Source organism: Quyinboa ferrireducens, from assembly GCF_042436675.1.
Taxonomy (GTDB): Bacteria; Bacteroidota; Bacteroidia; order Bacteroidales; family UBA5342; genus JBHJHP01.
On the sequence record NZ_JBHMVA010000020.1, the window covers coordinates 18,837 to 36,524 of the forward strand.

At 40.7% G+C, this 17,688-nt stretch carries 13 protein-coding genes; 8 read left to right on the forward strand and 5 right to left on the reverse strand.

Features of this window, described 5'->3' with window-relative positions; genetic code table 11:
* Position 1: 1 nt before the first annotated feature.
* The 5 genes from ACE01N_RS19035 to ACE01N_RS19055 form a co-directional block, all read right to left on the reverse strand.
* Positions 2-1,303, reverse strand: coding sequence for an NCS2 family permease (locus ACE01N_RS19035; protein WP_375728548.1), 1,302 nt, complete (start codon positions 1,301-1,303; stop codon positions 2-4).
* A gap of 18 nt (positions 1,304-1,321) precedes the next feature.
* On the reverse strand, positions 1,322-2,023 hold the full coding sequence (locus ACE01N_RS19040; RefSeq protein WP_380592395.1) for a DUF5020 family protein: 702 nt from the start codon (positions 2,021-2,023) through the stop codon (positions 1,322-1,324).
* Positions 2,024-2,178: 155 nt separating this feature from the next.
* Positions 2,179-3,384: an alkaline phosphatase family protein gene (locus tag ACE01N_RS19045; protein ID WP_380592397.1), complete on the reverse strand. Its 1,206-nt coding sequence runs from the start codon at positions 3,382-3,384 to the stop codon at positions 2,179-2,181.
* Between the two features lie 176 nt (positions 3,385-3,560).
* Positions 3,561-5,093, reverse strand: coding sequence for a BACON domain-containing protein (locus ACE01N_RS19050; protein WP_380592399.1), 1,533 nt, complete (start codon positions 5,091-5,093; stop codon positions 3,561-3,563).
* 19 nt (positions 5,094-5,112) lie between these two features.
* A complete protein-coding gene (locus tag ACE01N_RS19055) occupies positions 5,113-8,373 on the reverse strand; it encodes a TonB-dependent receptor (RefSeq protein ID WP_380592401.1) in 3,261 nt (1,086 codons plus the stop codon).
* A gap of 238 nt (positions 8,374-8,611) precedes the next feature.
* Here ACE01N_RS19055 and ACE01N_RS19060 point away from each other — a divergent pair, with 238 nt between their 5' ends.
* The 8 genes from ACE01N_RS19060 to ACE01N_RS19095 all read left to right on the forward strand — a co-directional run bounded on the left by ACE01N_RS19060 (position 8,612) and on the right by ACE01N_RS19095 (position 17,638).
* On the forward strand, positions 8,612-9,673 hold the full coding sequence (locus tag ACE01N_RS19060; protein ID WP_380592403.1) for a LacI family DNA-binding transcriptional regulator: 1,062 nt from the start codon (positions 8,612-8,614) through the stop codon (positions 9,671-9,673).
* Positions 9,674-9,710: 37 nt separating this feature from the next.
* On the forward strand, positions 9,711-11,465 hold the full coding sequence (locus tag ACE01N_RS19065) for an MFS transporter (protein ID WP_380592405.1): 1,755 nt from the start codon (positions 9,711-9,713) through the stop codon (positions 11,463-11,465).
* A 13-nt stretch (positions 11,466-11,478) separates the two neighbouring features.
* Positions 11,479-12,324, forward strand: a complete 846-nt coding sequence (gene kduI / locus ACE01N_RS19070) for a 5-dehydro-4-deoxy-D-glucuronate isomerase (RefSeq protein WP_380592407.1) — start codon at positions 11,479-11,481, stop codon at positions 12,322-12,324.
* A gap of 22 nt (positions 12,325-12,346) precedes the next feature.
* The gene (locus tag ACE01N_RS19075) at positions 12,347-13,144 is read left to right on the forward strand and encodes a gluconate 5-dehydrogenase (protein ID WP_375728555.1); all 798 of its coding nucleotides are present in this window, start codon (positions 12,347-12,349) and stop codon (positions 13,142-13,144) included.
* Between the two features lie 111 nt (positions 13,145-13,255).
* Positions 13,256-14,353, forward strand: coding sequence for a sugar kinase (locus tag ACE01N_RS19080; protein ID WP_380592410.1), 1,098 nt, complete (start codon positions 13,256-13,258; stop codon positions 14,351-14,353).
* Between the two features lie 66 nt (positions 14,354-14,419).
* A complete protein-coding gene (locus tag ACE01N_RS19085; RefSeq protein WP_380592412.1) occupies positions 14,420-15,091 on the forward strand; it encodes a bifunctional 4-hydroxy-2-oxoglutarate aldolase/2-dehydro-3-deoxy-phosphogluconate aldolase in 672 nt (223 codons plus the stop codon).
* 18 nt (positions 15,092-15,109) lie between these two features.
* On the forward strand, positions 15,110-16,297 hold the full coding sequence (locus ACE01N_RS19090) for a DUF4861 family protein (RefSeq protein ID WP_380592414.1): 1,188 nt from the start codon (positions 15,110-15,112) through the stop codon (positions 16,295-16,297).
* A gap of 108 nt (positions 16,298-16,405) precedes the next feature.
* Positions 16,406-17,638: a nucleoside recognition domain-containing protein gene (locus tag ACE01N_RS19095; RefSeq protein WP_380592416.1), complete on the forward strand. Its 1,233-nt coding sequence runs from the start codon at positions 16,406-16,408 to the stop codon at positions 17,636-17,638.
* Positions 17,639-17,688 lie beyond the last annotated feature (50 nt).

Below are 17,688 nucleotides of genomic sequence, written 5' to 3' on the forward strand. Positions count from 1 at the left end.
CCTAAATAAAGAACTTCAGTACAAATAAAACGGCAAGAATATACATAACCGGAGTAATGTCCTTTACCTTACCGGATATAAGTTTAATAAGTACATACGATAACATACCAAATACAATTCCTTCTGCAATTGAAAATGTTAACGGCATCATGATAATGGTTAAAAATACCGGGATCATTTCGGTATAATCTTCCAGGTTGATCTTGGCAATCGGTGTCATCATCATTGCACCAACCAGTACAAGTGCAGGAGCAGTGGCAGCCGCAGGGACCATCAGAAACAGTGGCGACAGAAACAGGGCCAGTAAAAACAAAACACCTGTTGTTAATGCAGTCAAACCGGTCCGGCCACCCTCAGCCACACCCGATGCACTTTCAACATAGGTTGTTACCGTAGATGTTCCCATTAAAGCACCGAATGCAGTTCCGATGGAGTCCGCAAAAAGCGCTTGTTTTACACGTGGAATACGTCCTTCCTTATCCAGCATATTTGCTTTGGTTGATACACCAATCAGGGTGCCTACCGTATCGAACATATCAACAAAAAGGAAGGTAAAGAGCACAAGTAGCATATCCATTGTAAATATGTGTGACCACTGGAATTTCGCAAAGACCGGAGCTACAGAAGGAGGAGTCACATCAAATGTTTCCGGAAGGTGTGTTATACCAAACGGAAACCCAAGAATGGTGCCAATCAGAATACCGATTAACAATGCCCCTTTAACACGCAATGCGAGCAAAGCACCGGTGATGATAATTGTGATCAGCGCTACAAAAGGTGCACCGCTGGCCTTGAAATCCATAATACTTCCCAGGCTTACAAAAGTTGCTTCATTGCTCACAATAATTCCGGCATTCTTTAGCCCAATAAAAGCAATAAACAAACCGATACCAACCGATATGGCATGTTTTACATTGTTGGGTATCGCTTTTATAATAAGTTCCCGGATATTAAAAGCAGTCAACAGGATAAAAATAATACCTTCAAGAAAAACAGCCGTTAACGCAAATTCCCAACTGTGCCCCATTCCGAAGCATACAGTATAAGTAAAAAAGGCATTTAATCCCATCCCTGGAGCCAGAGCAAAAGGCAATTTTGCTAAAAGTGCCATTACGATTGTGGCAACAGCGGCTGAAATAGCTGTTGCGGTAAATACAGCCCCTTTATCCATCCCGGTATCACCAAGAATGAGAGGGTTTACTGCCAGAATATACGCCATCGTCATAAAGGTGGTTATACCAGCTACAACTTCGGTTCGTACATTGGTTTTATTTTCTTTAAGCTTAAAATACTTATCTAACATAGCGATTGTTTATTGAAATTAGAATGTCCATTTACAGGCCACGGTTGGACTGACAAAGAATTTATCTCCAACGAAATTACTGCTGATTTCAACTTCGCTACCTACTGCAAGGTTTGAATTTACATTAAACCAAAGCTGTGGTTCAGTAAGAAATCTGAAATCAGTATCTGCATTTCCATCGCCTGTCCAGTCCATGCCCTCTTTCCAGAAATCAGCAAATCCTGTAAATGTAACTTTACCCTTTAACAACTGAATTGTCCATACACCTGTAATCTGAAATGAAGCATTTTCTTTATCCTGAATGTATTTGTAGTTTCCCTGCAATGTAAAGATCTTGGAGAAATCGGCCGATGCCCAGGTGTGCTCGATACCAGCCAGCCAACAATTTTCAATAGCAACATATTTTAATGGCTCATCCAGTTTCATCAAACCACTATTAAACTCCACACGTGGCATAATTTTCTGGTTTTCTTTCCACTTGAAAGCGCGGGCAATTTCCCAGTAAGCCAGAGATACACCGTTATTTACATTGCGTGAATCAGAACTGTAGTCCATATCCACGAAGAAAAATGTAGAACCATATTTGTCTGGTTTAAACATCTCTACTGTAGATGTAAAAAAGTTCCGTCCTTCGCCTAAATCATAATGCAACTGAACATTCTGAGCAAAAGTGGCTGATGCAAAAACAAGCATCAATGCAAGTAATAGTTTGTTCTTCATCTCTTAAAAATTTAAGTTAAATGTGTTAAAAATGAAACCAAAATTAACAGTTGTTAAATTTTGAAGAACAAACCGCTACAGCAATTTTTCAATATGTTTTCAACAAGAGAATATAAACCGTGTTAACAACCTGAATATGAAGAATGATGTAAGATTTACTTTGTCACTTCAACATGCTCATTTTTCAGGGCCTCCAGCGATTTTTCAGTTGGGATTCCAAGCAGTTTAGTTATCAACGGGTAAATCATCCTGTTCGAAAACGGCTTGTTAATAAAATCTTTCTTAAAGTCTGAACCTTTGGCATAAAATATGGTACGCATATCACTGTTTGTATCGGGATCATATCCGTGATCTGCTGCAAGCGTATATTTTTTCCAGTACAATGTATAAGAGCTGTCAGCCAGGGCCACAACTCCGGGAATGGCAGGATGCGAATTATAATGATACTTTGCGGGCACATCCTTTTTTAGCCAGGCCCTGATCCCTTTCACCTTATTCAGGGTAGCAACAATGGAATCGGCGAATCCCGGTGCCGGATCAATAAGAGCCAGAGGATTTGAAGTGGATTGATGGACAACCCAGGCAGCCGGCAATAATTGAGACAGATCGTAGGATTTGTCCATATTCACCTTTGCCATACCATGATCCGACAACAAAATAAAATCTATGGAATCGGCAATATCCAGTGAGAATAGTTTTTTCTGAACAGCTGCAAGGTAATTGTCAAGCGATGAAATTTCTTCCGTGACCTCTTTGCTGTCCGGCCCAAAACTATGTGCAGTATGATCCGGCTCATCCACGTAAAACATTACCAGATGCGGACGTTGGCTATAAGGCAGTGTTAACCAGTAAACCACCGTATCCAATCTTGACTGGTAAGTAAGGCTACCATCGTACTTCAGCCAGTAAGAAGGACGCACACCTTTGATAGGCGCTTCACTTCCCGGCCAGAAACATGTTGCCGCTTTTATACCATACTTTTCAGCAGTCACCCAAATGGGCTCTCCGCCATAAAAATCAGCATCCTGAACCGCTGCACGATTTCCCAGGGAATACGACTTTTTCAGGGAATCGTTATAGAATGAATTTGCCACAATACCATGCTCTCCCGGATACAAACCCGTGGCAAGCGTGTAATGGTTTGGGAAGGTCTTGGTTGGAAATGAAGGCACCATGTATTCAGCTTTCACTCCATCCGCTGCAAGTTCATCAAATGCAGGCGTAGAAGTTCTTGAAGTGTAATCCCATCTGAACCCATCCATAGAAAGTACAACAACATAGGCAGGTTTTTCATTGCCTTTTGGGGGTTTACAAGCGGCAGAAAAAGCCAGGATTACTAAAAGTAATATCGTTTGTTTCATATTTTGTATTTATATCCTGCAACAATGCACGAAAGGGTGTTGTAAAGGTAGTACTTTGTTGCCTTAAAAATCACAAAAAACACCCCAAATGTTGTATCCAACTTTTGGGGTGCAGTTCATTTGTGCGGCTTTTATTTTTCGTAAGCTGTAAAAAACTTCGTCGAAGAATAGCAGATTTATTGCGCACTTACATGGCTGAAATAAATACTATTTTGAAGTTGCAAGGTTCCATTATAGGATCCCTTCGGTGCAATTACAGTTAGTGTATCACCCACTTTAAGTCCTTTGGCTGCTATCAAACCTTTTCTATCATCACCGGTTGCACCATATCCCGGATAACAGCCATACACATAGATTTCACTGTCGCCGTCTTTCAAATATAGATTACCGTATGTTGGATTGTCAATTTCTTTAATTTCACCGGTCACCATAAAGTATGTATTGGCATCGTCAGGTTTAACCAGTACCTCGGCAATAGTAGCCAGAGTTACAGGAATAACCTCTTCCAACACAGCACCGCCAACCTGTGGGTTTCCGTTATATGCGGCACGTTTTCCTACAATTGTAATGATGTCACCCTCTTTCAACCCTTTGTCCTGGAAATCTTCAATACCATACACAAAAGTTTCGCCGGAGAAATCTCGTATATCTAAATTGCCATAGGTAGTATTGGAAATATTGGTAATAACCCCTGACAAACGATATTGTGTATCACCAACTTCAGCTGCAAGGAACTCAGCAATCGTTGCATTTATAATAGCTCCTTTTTGACTCAGCATTGTTTGTGTTGCATAATTTTTAGTTCCATCAGTAGTGCGGAATGTAAGAGTAGTTCCACGGTCTCCGCCGGTATTTTCAGCGGCATTGAACTTCACGACTACTTCTTCGCCTGACGATTCAATAGACGAAATTGACAACCATGACTTGGCATCTTCGGGGATATCTACCGATACGCCCTGTCCTTTACAGGTAAGGTATGCAGTAAATTCACCACCTTCGATAGGTAGCGTTGCGTTTGCAACAGAATCAACTTTCACAAGTGATTTATTGATACTGTTAACGGTTACATTTACCAACTCTACAGTTCCATTGTAAGTAGTTTTTGGTCCCTGAACAGTTACTTCATCTCCCACTTCAAGTCCTAAACTTAAAAAGTTTTTCTCTCCACCCTTAGCGTCAAGGGTACCATAAATATAAATAGAACCTGTTTCATCCTCTAAATACCAGTTGCCGTAAGTTGTGTTGGTTATTGCTGTAACAACTCCGGTTACAAGGTATGTTTTGCTGTCAGGCCCGTCAATTACTTCCTGACATGTGGCAGGTGAAACTGTTGCCAAACCCTGGATGATATTTATTCGCTGAATTGTTTTTTCAACTACAATACTATCTTGAGTTTGAATTTCATGCCAATTTATAATTAAAACCTCAGCATTGCGACCATCCAAGGTAGATGCAGCAGAAAATGTAAGCGTTGATTCTCCGGCGCTGCCAGAAGTCGAAGAGATAGTTAACCATTCGAAATTGTTCTCAACTGTCCAACGATCTTGAGTCGTTACAGTAATTGATGTAGAGCCACCGTCTACAGGGATAGATACGTAGGACTGCGATACTTGAATTTGATCAAGCAAAGTCATTGTTTCTTCTTCGTTACAACTTGTCATCATGGCAAGTATGGCAATGAAATATGGAAATATGTTTTTTAATTTCATAATTGTCAGTGCTTTTAAATTAGTTGAAAATATACTTGATACCGATTAATGCATACCAGGTTTGCCCCAATGAATAGTTTGGCGTGAATGTTTTGGTATCACCATGAATTGAAGAGGGTGTAGAGAATGTAGCCACACCGTCAGCATCAACTCCTTCATATTTGAGGATACGGGCTTCAGAACCAATTTCCGGATTCAAATATTTGCTTACACCCCAACTGGAGTTGAACAGGTTCATCACGTTCTTGACATCAAGGCTAAGTTGCAGTTTGTGTTGGCTATTACCTGCTTTAAGAGAAAAATCATGTTTGTAACTTAAGTCAACGCGATGTACCCATGGTGAGTAAACGCTATAGGCTTCTGCATACTTGCCTTGTTGATTACTCAAATAATCATTGGAATGCACATAGTCCATAAAACGAGTTTGATCGTCTGCTGAAACAAAGCGGAATTCATTGTTTGCCACTTCATCGTCAGTTGGAACATAGATTGCATCGTAGTTGTAACCGTCACTATTGATATCGTTAACTGTCATGTATGAGTAGTTATATCCACCGCGCCATCCTTCATAGATGATACTATAGTGGTTACCTCCATTATCGTGGGCAGTAAGTGATGCTATAAGACGATCGGGTGTTGTGTATTGAGAATTGTGCAGTTTAATGTAGTTAGGACCTTCTACTGTTGGAACGTACGTAAATGCTGATTCAGCATTCGATCCGGGCATTCCTGTTACATCTTTAGCAACTGTATGTGTATAAGCAGCCATCAAGCTGATCCAGTCTGCTGGTTTGGCATTAAGTGTAATGTTGCCCGACCAACCATAACCACGATCTGTGTTTTCCAATACAAAGGCCTTAGTGGCGGTACGATATCCGGCAGGATAAATCGGACGATTGTCAACACCATTGAAACGGGCGAAACCACCAACATTTGGAATACTCCAGTCGGAAATTGAAACACCGTTGATTGTTTTATTGTAAATCCCTTCTACTGATACAGAGAGTGGGAAAGATGTTTTGAATGCGTAATCAACAGCAAGTGATGATTTCCAAACCTGCGGCATTTTGAATTTTGGATCAACAGCCGCAATAGCAGAAGGAACAGTTCCATCTTCGGGAGAAATAGTTGAAGGATATCCCAATGATATTAACTTGTCATAAAGTGCAGTAATGTTGGCATTTCCGTTTGCATCAGTTACAAGACCACCGGCAAATTCATCCATTGTGAAACCATTATTCGCAGCATTTCTTGCATTTATTTGTGCCTGATATTGTACCATTCCACCGTTGGTAGGCATATTGGTGAAGAATACTAGCGGTAAGTTGCCGGAGAAAAGACCGGTACCTCCACGAACTTTCAGGCTCTTATCCCCAAATGTATCCCAAACAAATCCTACGCGGGGAGAGAATATGATATTTGCATCAGGCCATTTTCCTGTATCGATATTACGACCGTTATAATCAATGGCAGCGATAGCATTGTTTGTTATCAGGTCACTATTATTGAAGAAAAGCCCATCAATACGAAGTCCATACGAAAGTTTGAAATTTTCAGTAACGCTCCAATCATCTTGCCCGTAAACTCCTATTTTGTTTGTTCTTATGCGGGCTGCAGGATTGCTCTCTCCATCGTAACCATAAGTTAAGTTAACGATTTCAGGTGTTGCTTCGTTTAAGAAGTCGTCAAGACTTGTGTAGCGATAGTATCCTGTACCGTTACGCATATAAGAGTTGTCAGCCATCTTATACTCGTACGCAATACCGCCAACAATTTTATGATTACCTAAATAGTAGGTCATTTCATCTTTAATATTCCATACATTATTGTGAACACCGTTGTTCCAGGTAAATAGTTCGTAACCTAAAGAAAGATATGCCTGATCGTCTTTCAGAATGTCGATAAAAGGAAATTCTGACGAATTGGTTCCGCGAACATCGTCAAGTTTTGAGAATGTTGCCAGGAATTGATTAGAGATGTTATCCGATAATCGACTGTTTAAGTCAAAAGAGAATGAATGAACAAGGTTGTCCATCGAATACATCGAGTTTGCATATGACATTGAAGCCTGTGACATTCTTGCCTCAGACATACGAGTGCCTCCGTCCATAGAAGACGCATTAGGTGGCCTCCATGAAGTGTTCTTAGTATAGTTATAGCGTAATGCTAAACGATGTTTGTTTGTGATGTTCCAATCCAAACGGGCAAGAAGTTTGTTGTTGCTTTCATCTGCCGGGAAATTTGTATAAGAACCCGTTTCATATCCATATTTATTTTTCACAAAATCAGAAACCGTCTGAAGATCATTTTCTGTTGTGCGGGAGATAAAATTGTCCGGATCAGCAACGCCATCAGTTGATGCTCTCCAACGATTGGCAATTGTTGGTGTTTTCGACATTTCACCGTTTACGAAGAAGAACAATTTGTTTTCGATAATCGGACCACCTAAAGTGAAACCGTATGTTGTATTACGGTCTTTTTCACGTGCACCAGCGATTTGAAGCCCATTAACAGCATCTCCGCGCATGTTTTCATTTCTGTGATAAACGTAAGCGCTTCCTATGAATTTATTTGTACCTGATTTTGTAATAGCGTTTACACCACCACCAATAAAGTTCGTTTGACGTACATCATATGGAGCGATTACAACCTGCAATTCTTCGATAGCTTCAATAGAAATTGGGTTACCTCCACCTGGAAGAGCATCACTCAGACCGAAATTATTGTTGAAATTAGCTCCATCTACTGTAAAATTAGCTGTACGACCATCTGAACCGACAAAGCTCATTCCATTACCACCATAAGGAGAAAGGCGGGTAATGTCTGAAATGCTGCGATTTACCGTAGGCAAATTGGCTATCTGCTCGTTTGTGATATTGGTTACTGCGCCTGTTTTCTCGTTCGAGAATTTTGTGCGGGTAGCCGTAACCATTACTTCATCAATCGATAGTGCTTCTTCTGACAGTACAACATTCATTACATAGTTTTCACCCAAGCTCAATGTAATATTGTTCTGAGTGTACGCGCCATATCCGATAAACGTAATTTTTACTGTGTAAGGCCCTCCTACACGCATACCGTTTAGGTTAAATCGGCCCTCTGTATTTGTTACAGTACCGTAGGTCGTTCCTGAAGGTGTGTGTGTAGCAATTACTGTTGCACCAATCACAGCTCCTTCAGCATCAGTAATACGTCCACTCATACTGGATGTGGTTACCTGTGAGAAACCTGTTGCAATGGTTGTAATAACCATCAATACTAAAAATAATACTTTTTTCATTTTTAAGTGTTTGGTTAATAATAAGTGATTACAAAGTTCAAATTTAAACATTTCCGGCTGCGAACTTATGAATTGTATAATAAATATATGTGTCCAAAACTTTTCATTTTTATTAAAAAATGGACTTAGACGGTAAAATATTTTTATATCAACATAAAAATAATCGTGTGCGCACACGAACAATTCACGAAAAGTTTTGTACATTTGCCGTGCACGTGCACGAAAAACAATTTAATCCATGGATTCCAACCAAAAAATCCGAATTAAAGATATCGCCAGAAAAGCCGGTACATCTGTCGGCACGGTAGATCGTGTGTTGCACAACAGAGGCGAAGTAAAAGAAGAAACTCGTGTTAAAATCCTTTCTATAATTGAAGAGCTCCATTACACGCCTAATCTTTTAGCCAAATCACTTGCATCAAAAAAAATATTCCGCATTGCGGTGCTTCTGCCAGCCGGAAATGCAGGTAATCCATACTGGTCAAAACCCATTGCCGGCATTAAAAGAGCTGAAGATGAGTTAAAAGATTACAATTTTGCGGTAGATATTTATACCTTTAACGATGCGAACGAAAAATCGTTTTTCGAAGCGCGTGATGAGGTACTGAAAAACAATCCGGACGGAGTTCTTTTCAATCCTGTATTCCGTGAAGCGGCCATGCAGTTTACAATTTTGCTGGATGAACTGGAGATACCATATGTATTTTTTGATGTCAATATTGATTTCGGTAATCCCCTGGCCTATTTCGGGCAGGATGCGTGGCAAAGCGGTTTTGTTTCGGGAAAGCTGATCAATTACGGCATTTCGGATAATTCGACCGTACTTGTATTGAAACTGGCAAACAACAAGGTGATTTCTCACCATATTTTGAAGCGGGAAAAGGGATTTTTGAGTTATTTTGACAACTACGGATTAAAAAACATCAGGATCATCTCAAAAGAAGTTGATCTCCTCCACCCCACGGAACTGAAAGATACATTGCAGAATTGTATCAAACAGGTGGATAATCTGGCGGGAGTTTTTGTTTCCGGATCGAGGGTGTATCAGGTTGCAAAGTTGTTTGATGAGTTTGAAATAAATAATACAATATTGATCGGATACGACCTGATAGATGAAAACCTGAAGTACCTCAATAAAGGGGTTATCGATTTTTTAATCAGTCAGAAACCGGAAGAGCAGGGCTATAATGGCGTTATGTCATTATTCAGACACTTAGGTGCGGGAAACAATATAGAAAAAATCAATTACAGCACTATTGATATCATCATGAAAGAGAATCTGAAGTATTTAAAACAATAATTATAACTAACTAAATTATTAATATTAATCCATTATCATGACAACAGACAAACAAGGCATCGGCAAATACCGATGGAGAATTTTAGCACTTTTGTTTTTTGCCACGACCATTAACTACATGGATCGTAGTATTATTGGAGTACTAGCCCCTACCTTACAGTACAAAGTATTCAACTGGAGTGATGTTGATTATGCAACTATCAACATCTTCTTTAAAATTGCATATGCAGTTGGTATGTTAACTATGGGCGGCATCATTGACCGTTTTGGCACCCGTATTGGTTACACGCTGGCTATCGGCATCTGGAGTATTTTCGGTATGCTACATGCAGCTGTAAGACCGGCATTCAGTCTAATTGGTTTTAGCCTGGCACGTTTTGGTTTAGGTTTTGGAGAATCGGGGAACTTCCCTGCCGCTATTAAAACAGTAGCAGAATGGTTTCCAAAAAAAGAACGAGCATTCGCGACCGGAATATTTAATGCCGGTTCCAACGTCGGTGCAATTCTTGCTCCATTAGTTATTCCTTTAATTGTACTTTCTAATGGAGAACATTGGCAATATGCCTTTCTTACAACAGGTGCATTTAGTGCACTTTGGGTCGTTCTCTGGTTGCTTACCTATAAAAAACCGGAGAAGCATCCTAAACTATCAAAAGAAGAATTAGAATATATCAATAGCGATTCAGTTGTAGAAAGTAGCGAAAAACTGTCATGGGGTAAATTACTCCCGGTTAAAGAAACCTGGGCTTTTGCTTTAGCCAAAATGACGGATGCAGTTTGGTGGTTCTACCTGTTCTGGGGAGGAAAATTCCTTTTTGATATGTTCGGATTAAATATTCACTCTATTGCACTTCCTTTAATAGTAATTTATGTACTAGCCGATGGCGGAAGTATCGGTGGAGGATGGATGTCATCTTACTTTATTAAGAAAGGATGGACCGTTAATAAAGCCCGAAAAATTACACTATTGATTTGTGCTTTACTAATTATGCCTGTAATGTTTGTTACGCAGGTTCAAACAGGATTTAAAGTTACACCTGATGCCATTTCAAAACTTGAAACAGAACAGGTTAAGGTTGATAAACAAATGGTAAATGTACCTGTTGAAGTTATAAATCAGGTTAAATTACTTGAAGGCAAAGAATATAAAGCAGCCCGTAATTTCCAGGATGATCTGGCAACAGGTTATGGAAAAGCAAAACTGGAAAATTTAATGAGTACGCTTGTCAGCAATTCTGAAACTTCAAGCGGAACATACATGATAACAGATAAAACAATTGAAGCTGTTAATAATATGCAGGTGGAAGATGCTGTTATGTTAAGTCTGAAAAAAATAAACAGTAAAAAAGTTGAAAATAAAGAAAAGGCAAGCCTTGAAGCGTTTAAAGGCTATGTTGAAAAAGAAGTTGGAAAGGAGACAATTGGAACATTTGAATTTGCTGTATTTGATGCAACAAGAACAAATAACCTATACTGGATAGCAGTATTGCTTATTGCATTGGCGGCAGCTGGTCACCAAGCCTGGTCCGCTAACCTCTTTACTTTAGTATCGGATGTATTCCCCAAAAAAGCAACTGCATCCGTCACCGGAATTGGTGGCATGCTTGGTGCGGTGGCAGGTATTGCTGCTGACAAAGCCCTTGGTGATGTATTGAACTCAAGCGGTCCGTCTGCGTATTTCTTTGCATTCCTGATTGCTGGTTTATCCTATCTGATACTTCTTGGAGTAGTACATGTAATAATGCCGAAAATGACCCCACTTGACGAAAATTTAAAACATGTAAATTCTTAAAATAAAATAAATTATGAGTCATATTAAATATGAAATTCGTTACGCGTCTCACCCGAACGACGCAAAGCTTTATGATACACAAAGATTGCGTAAAGAATTTCTGGTTGAGACAATTTTTGAACAGGACATGATTAACATGGTATACACCGATTACGACAGAATTATTGTTGGCGGTGCTTATCCTGTAACAAAACCATTAAGTCTTGATGCAATTGATCCTCTAAAGGCAACCTATTTCCTCGAAAGACGTGAACTGGGTATTATCAATATCGGTGGCAAAGCTAAAATAACTGTCGATGAAGAAGTGATTGAGCTGGACTACAGAGAAGCGTTGTATCTCGGAAGAGGTACAACCAAAGTTGTATTTGCATCTGCAGATGCTGCAAAACCAGCCAAACTATACTTCAACTCTGCCCCGGCTCACAAAGCATACCCAAACAAAAAGGTAACACTCAAAGATGCGATAACTGTTGAACTGGGCGATTTAAATTCGTCCAATGCACGGAAAATCAATAAGCTGCTTGTCAACGGTGTTGTGGATACCTGTCAGTTACAAATGGGAATGACCGAGTTTAAGGAAGGTAGTGTCTGGAATACTATGCCGGCCCACACGCACACAAGACGTATGGAAGCATACTTCTACTTTGAGGTACCTGAAGATCAGGCGGTAGTACACTTTATGGGTGAACCGCAGGAAACAAGACATATTTTTATGCACAATGAGCAGGCTGTTATTTCACCAACGTGGTCTATCCATGCAGGTGCCGGTACAGCCAAATATACATTTATCTGGGGTATGGGTGGTGAAAATCTCGATTACGGAGATATGGACACCCAACAACCTTCTGATTTGAGATAAGAACCAAAAAATAAAAATAAAGATGATTCAGGAATTATTTGATTTAACCGGCAAAGTTGCACTTGTTACAGGTGGAACCCATGGGATTGGAATGGCAGTAGCCACGACACTGGGAAAAGCCGGTGCCAAAATTTGCGTAAATGACATCTTTGACGATAAACTTGAGGCCTGTAAAGCAGAATATGCCAAAGAAGGCCTTGATGTGTACACATTAAATTTTGATGTTACCAGCGAAGAAGATGTAGATAAAGGAATCACAGAAATAGAAAAGAATGTTGGTCCGGTTGATATCCTGGTTAACAATGCAGGTATCATTAAGCGCATTCCGATACTGGACATGCCGATAAAAGATTTCCAGCAGGTAATCGATATCGATTTGGTGGCACCACTTATTGTTGCCAAACGCGTTGCTCCGGGAATGATCGAACGCCGTTTTGGGAAAATCATAAACATGTGTTCCATGATGAGCGTTTACGGACGTAATTCTGTATCTGCGTATGCAGCAGCAAAAGGAGGCTTGAAACTGCTAACTGCGAACATGACCTGCGAGTGGGCCAAATATAATGTTCAGATCAACGGTATTGGTCCTGGTTATATCGCAACATCTCAGACTGCTGCCATTCGCGAGGGCAACCATCCGTTTAACGACTTGGTTATGACCCGGACTCCGGCGGGCCGTTGGGGTGAACCGGAAGATGTAGGGCATGCCGCATTATTCCTGGCATCCAAAGCCAGTGATTTTGTTAATGGCCACGTGCTATATGTTGACGGTGGAATCCTTGCCAACTTTGGTTACGTAAAAGGAGAAAACGACATCTAAATTCAGAAAAAACCATTAATACCAACGTGTCTGACAAAACTAAGGCATGTTGGTATTTAATGCTTTTCACCAACTACAATCAGAACAACAAAACGAAATAGATTTTAAAAGATGACTTTACAGGTTAAACCAGCATCGGAGTGTACCTACGATTGCATTTCCTTGGGTGAGGTAATGTTACGCCTTGATCCGGGAGAAGGCAGAATCAGAACGACCAGACAATTTCGTGCCTGGGAAGGTGGCGGAGAATACAATGTGTCACGCGGACTGAAAAAATGCTTTGGGAAAAGGACTGCCATAATAACGGCATTGGCTGACAATGAAGTAGGAGCGCTAATTGAAGATTTCATGCTTCAGGGAGGACTGGATACCCAGTTTGTAAAATGGGTGGATTATGATGGTTGTGGCAGAACCGTTCGCAACGGGTTAAACTTTACCGAACGTGGCTTCGGTATTCGTGGAGCCAAAGGAGTATCGGATCGTGGCAATACTGCCGCTTCTCAACTAAAACCGGGCGATATTGACTGGGAATATATCTTTGGAACCTTAGGTGTTCGCTGGATTCACACCGGTGGAATTTTTGCTGCTTTATCGGAAACGGCTGCAGAAACTGTGATTGAAGCCGTTAAAATAGCAAAGAAATACGGAACTATTGTTTCCTACGACCTGAATTACCGTCCGTCGTTATGGAAAGCTATTGGTGGTGAAGCCAAAGCACAGGAGGTCAACAAGGAAATTGCGAAATATGTGGATGTGATGATTGGTAACGAAGAAGACTTTACAGCCTGTCTGGGACTTGAGGTTGCCGGAAACGATGACGAACTGAAAGAACTGGATCTGGGTGGATACAAATCCATGATTAAAAACGCAGTGAAGGAGTATCCTAACTTCAAGGTTATTGCAACAACCTTACGTACTGTAAAATCAGCCACAGTAAATTCGTGGGGAGCTATTTGCTACGCCGACGGAAAAATCCATGAAGCACAACACCGCGAAGATCTGGAAATTATGGACCGTGTCGGTGGTGGAGACAGCTTTGCCTCCGGACTGATTTATGGCTTCCTGGAATTTAACGATGGTGCTAAAGCGGTAGAATACGGTGCTGCTCACGGTGCCCTGGCAATGACAACACCCGGCGATACTACCATGGCAACCTTATCGGAGGTAGAAAAGATTATCGGTGGTGGAAGTGCAAGAGTGGACAGGTAAACCAATAAGTTAAAAGTAGAAAGTTAAAAGTTAAAAGTTAAAAGTTAAAAGTAGAACTTGATTATTATGGCCAGATTTGACAGAATGCATGTACTGAACACGGTAGTTGAAACCGGATTGGTACCTTTATATTATAACAAAGACGCCGAAATCGTAAAAAAAGTCATTAAAGCTTGCTACGATGGTGGTGCCCGTGTTTTTGAATTCACCAATCGCGGTGATTATGCACACGAAGTATTTTCTGAAGTGAATAAATGGGTTGCCGAAAATTGCCCTGAAATGGTTATGGGTGTAGGTTCTGTGGTTGATCCTGGAACAGCATCGCTGTACATTCAGCTTGGGGTTAACTTTATCGTTTCCCCATCTCTGAATCCTGATATAGCTAAAGTTTGTAACCGCCGTAAGATTGCATGGATGCCTGGTTGTGGCACATTATCCGAAATCAATCTTGCTGAAGAACTGGGTGTGGAAATTGTAAAAATTTTCCCTGGCTCTGAGGTTGGTGGCCCTTCATTTGTAAAATCAATTAAAGCGCCATGTCCATGGACTAAGATCATGCCTTCCGGTGGTGTATCAACTGATCCTGAAAATCTGAAAGCCTGGTTTGATGCAGGTGTGTCCTGTGTTGGATTAGGATCAAAGCTTTTCCCTGCTGATGTCATTAAAAATGAAAAGTACGACGAAGTAACTTCAAAAGTAAAAGCTGCAATGAAAGTTGTACACGATCTTAAAAAATAACGTTATAATTCGATTGCCATGCGCATCAAAAATTTAATCTACGCATCCATAATTGTTGTACTTCTTGGTTCGTGTACCCAGGAAAGCGGAGTTACGGTAATTGTTACGAATTCAACCAATGTTGAACGTACTCATGAAATCGTTTCTGTTCCTTTAGGTGCACTCCAAAAACACAGCCTTGATCTTTCCGGGACCTTGGTCGCCGAAAACCTTGGGAACGGATTATTTTTTCCGGTTCAGCTGAGTAAAGGGAAAGATTCTGATACGGCAACTGTAGCGTTGTTTCAGCCTGAAATAGCCGCAAATTCATCTGCTGAATTTTTGCTCAGAAACTTAAAACCGGGTGAAGCTGCACCGGACGAAGAGATTGTATGTTATTCACGATTTGTGCCTGAGCGCATAGACGATTACGCGTGGGAGAATGACCGTGTGGCTTTTAGGGTTTATGGTCCTGAAGCGCAGCGTCTCACTGAAGCGGGCGATCCGGGAGGAACACTGTCAAGCGGTGTGGACTGTTGGCTCAAAAAGGTGGATTATCCCATTATCAACAAATGGTACAAAAAACCATCTGAAGGTGGAACATACCATGAAGACACCGGCGAAGGGCTGGATAACTACCATGTTGGCAGTAGTCGTGGCTCAGGTGGCACAATGGTTTTTGATGAAAAAACCGGTAAAACGTACGCCGCTAAAAACTATATTAAATGGCATAAGATCGAAGACGGCATTCTTCGGGGCGATTTTAAACTGGAATATGCGCCGTATGCCGCAGGCAACGACACGGTGACTGAAACAAAGTATATTTCGATTGATAAAGGTTCGAACCTGACGCGTTTTGAAGTGACCGTAGAAGGAACGGATGCCATTACAGTCGGAATAACACTGCATGAAAAGAAAAAAAAGATCAGTGCCGATGAAAATGCAGCCTGGTTCAATTTTGATGACAAAGCATATTTTGGTTCAGAATTAAATAATGCGGTTGTGGTTGATCCGAAATATGTAACCGGATACGAGGAATACATTGTAAATCAGCCCGAAAAAAGCCATCTACTAATCCACATGAAACCCATAGATGGCAAAATAATTTACTATGCAGGATTCTTCTGGGAAAAAAGCAAACAATTTGCATCAACCGACGAGTGGGAAAAGTATCTGAACGATTTTGCGGTTCAGATTACAAAGCCTCTTGAAGTAACAATTAAATAGAATATTCAGGTTAAATAACAAAAAAGCAGTGGCTGTGACAGTCATTGCTTTTTTTATGTCATGAATTATACACGATTTTAGCTACATTTGCTAAAACCGTCATGTAATATGGTACTTAATTACATCTGGATAGCCTTTTTCGTGATTGCATTCATTGTCGCTCTCATCAGATTGATTTTTTTTGGCGACCTTGATGTTTTCCCCGAAATGATGAAAGCCACATTCGACAGTGCCGAAACAGGTTTTACAATTTCCCTGGGATTAACTGGTGTGCTTACCTTATGGATGGGGCTGATGAAAATTGGGGAAAAAGCCGGAGCTATTAACGGATTCGCAAAACTAATCGGCCCGTTTTTTCAGAAAATTTTTCCTGATCTCCCCAAAGGCCATCCGGCGTACGGTTCTATCGTCATGAATGTTGCAGCTAATATGCTTGGCCTGGATAACGCTGCTACGCCTATCGGATTACAGGCCATGAACCAAATGCAGGAAACCAATCCGAATAAAAAAGTTGCCAGCAATCCAATGATCATGTTCCTGGTACTGAATACCTCAGGGCTCACCATCCTGCCGATCAGTGTAATGGTTTACCGGGCACAGTTGGGAGCAGTGAATCCAACAGATATATTTCTCCCAATTTTACTTGCTACATTTTTCTCAACGTTAGCAGGACTGGTAAGCGTTGCCATTTACCAGAAAATAAATCTGTTTAATAAGGTGATACTATCCTATTTGGGAGGGTTGACAGTTTTGGTTGCCGGAATGATTATTTTATTCATGAACCTGGATGAAGAGCAAATCAAGGTTGTTTCGAGTCTTACTGCCAACATTATCCTGTTTTCCGTGATCATTTTGTTTATAGGAATGGCAGCCATACGAAAAATAAATGTATATGATGCGTTTATTGATGGTGCAAAGGATGGTTTTAAAATAGCCATAAAAATAATTCCATATTTAGTGGCAATTCTGGTAGCTATTGGCGTTTTCAGAGCATCGGGTGCAATGGATGAACTCATCAGTTTTATTGCTGCCGGATTTCATCTTTTTGGAATCAATACTGATTTTGTGGAAGCACTTCCAACAGCTTTTATGAAACCATTAAGCGGAAGCGGCGCACGCGGTATGATGGTGGATGCCATGACGACGTACGGAGCAGATTCATTTGTTGGAAGAGTAGCGTCAACCGTTCAGGGGGCAACCGACACCACATTTTATATTATTGCCGTTTACTTTGGATCAGTGGGCATAAAAAATACAAGATATGCCGTTACCTGTGGTTTAATTGCTGATTTTGTAGGTATTGTAGCTTCGATATTGCTGGCCTACCTGTTTTTTCATTAATTTATTAGAATCAAGACTAAAAATTATCTTATGTCTTATATCTTGAATCT

Excerpts from the sequence above, each read along its gene's own strand:
- ACE01N_RS19035 (WP_375728548.1), bottom strand. The coding sequence starts at position 1,303 with ATGTTAGATAAGTATTTTAAGCTTAAAGAAAATAAAACCAATGTACGA.
- ACE01N_RS19040 (WP_380592395.1), bottom strand. The coding sequence starts at position 2,023 with ATGAAGAACAAACTATTACTTGCATTGATGCTTGTTTTTGCATCAGCC.
- ACE01N_RS19045 (WP_380592397.1), bottom strand. The coding sequence starts at position 3,384 with ATGAAACAAACGATATTACTTTTAGTAATCCTGGCTTTTTCTGCCGCT.
- ACE01N_RS19050 (WP_380592399.1), bottom strand. The coding sequence starts at position 5,093 with ATGAAATTAAAAAACATATTTCCATATTTCATTGCCATACTTGCCATG.
- ACE01N_RS19055 (WP_380592401.1), bottom strand. The coding sequence starts at position 8,373 with ATGAAAAAAGTATTATTTTTAGTATTGATGGTTATTACAACCATTGCA.
- ACE01N_RS19060 (WP_380592403.1), top strand. The coding sequence starts at position 8,612 with ATGGATTCCAACCAAAAAATCCGAATTAAAGATATCGCCAGAAAAGCC.
- ACE01N_RS19065 (WP_380592405.1), top strand. The coding sequence starts at position 9,711 with ATGACAACAGACAAACAAGGCATCGGCAAATACCGATGGAGAATTTTA.
- kduI (WP_380592407.1), top strand. The coding sequence starts at position 11,479 with ATGAGTCATATTAAATATGAAATTCGTTACGCGTCTCACCCGAACGAC.
- ACE01N_RS19075 (WP_375728555.1), top strand. The coding sequence starts at position 12,347 with ATGATTCAGGAATTATTTGATTTAACCGGCAAAGTTGCACTTGTTACA.
- ACE01N_RS19080 (WP_380592410.1), top strand. The coding sequence starts at position 13,256 with ATGACTTTACAGGTTAAACCAGCATCGGAGTGTACCTACGATTGCATT.
- ACE01N_RS19085 (WP_380592412.1), top strand. The coding sequence starts at position 14,420 with ATGGCCAGATTTGACAGAATGCATGTACTGAACACGGTAGTTGAAACC.
- ACE01N_RS19090 (WP_380592414.1), top strand. The coding sequence starts at position 15,110 with ATGCGCATCAAAAATTTAATCTACGCATCCATAATTGTTGTACTTCTT.
- ACE01N_RS19095 (WP_380592416.1), top strand. The coding sequence starts at position 16,406 with ATGGTACTTAATTACATCTGGATAGCCTTTTTCGTGATTGCATTCATT.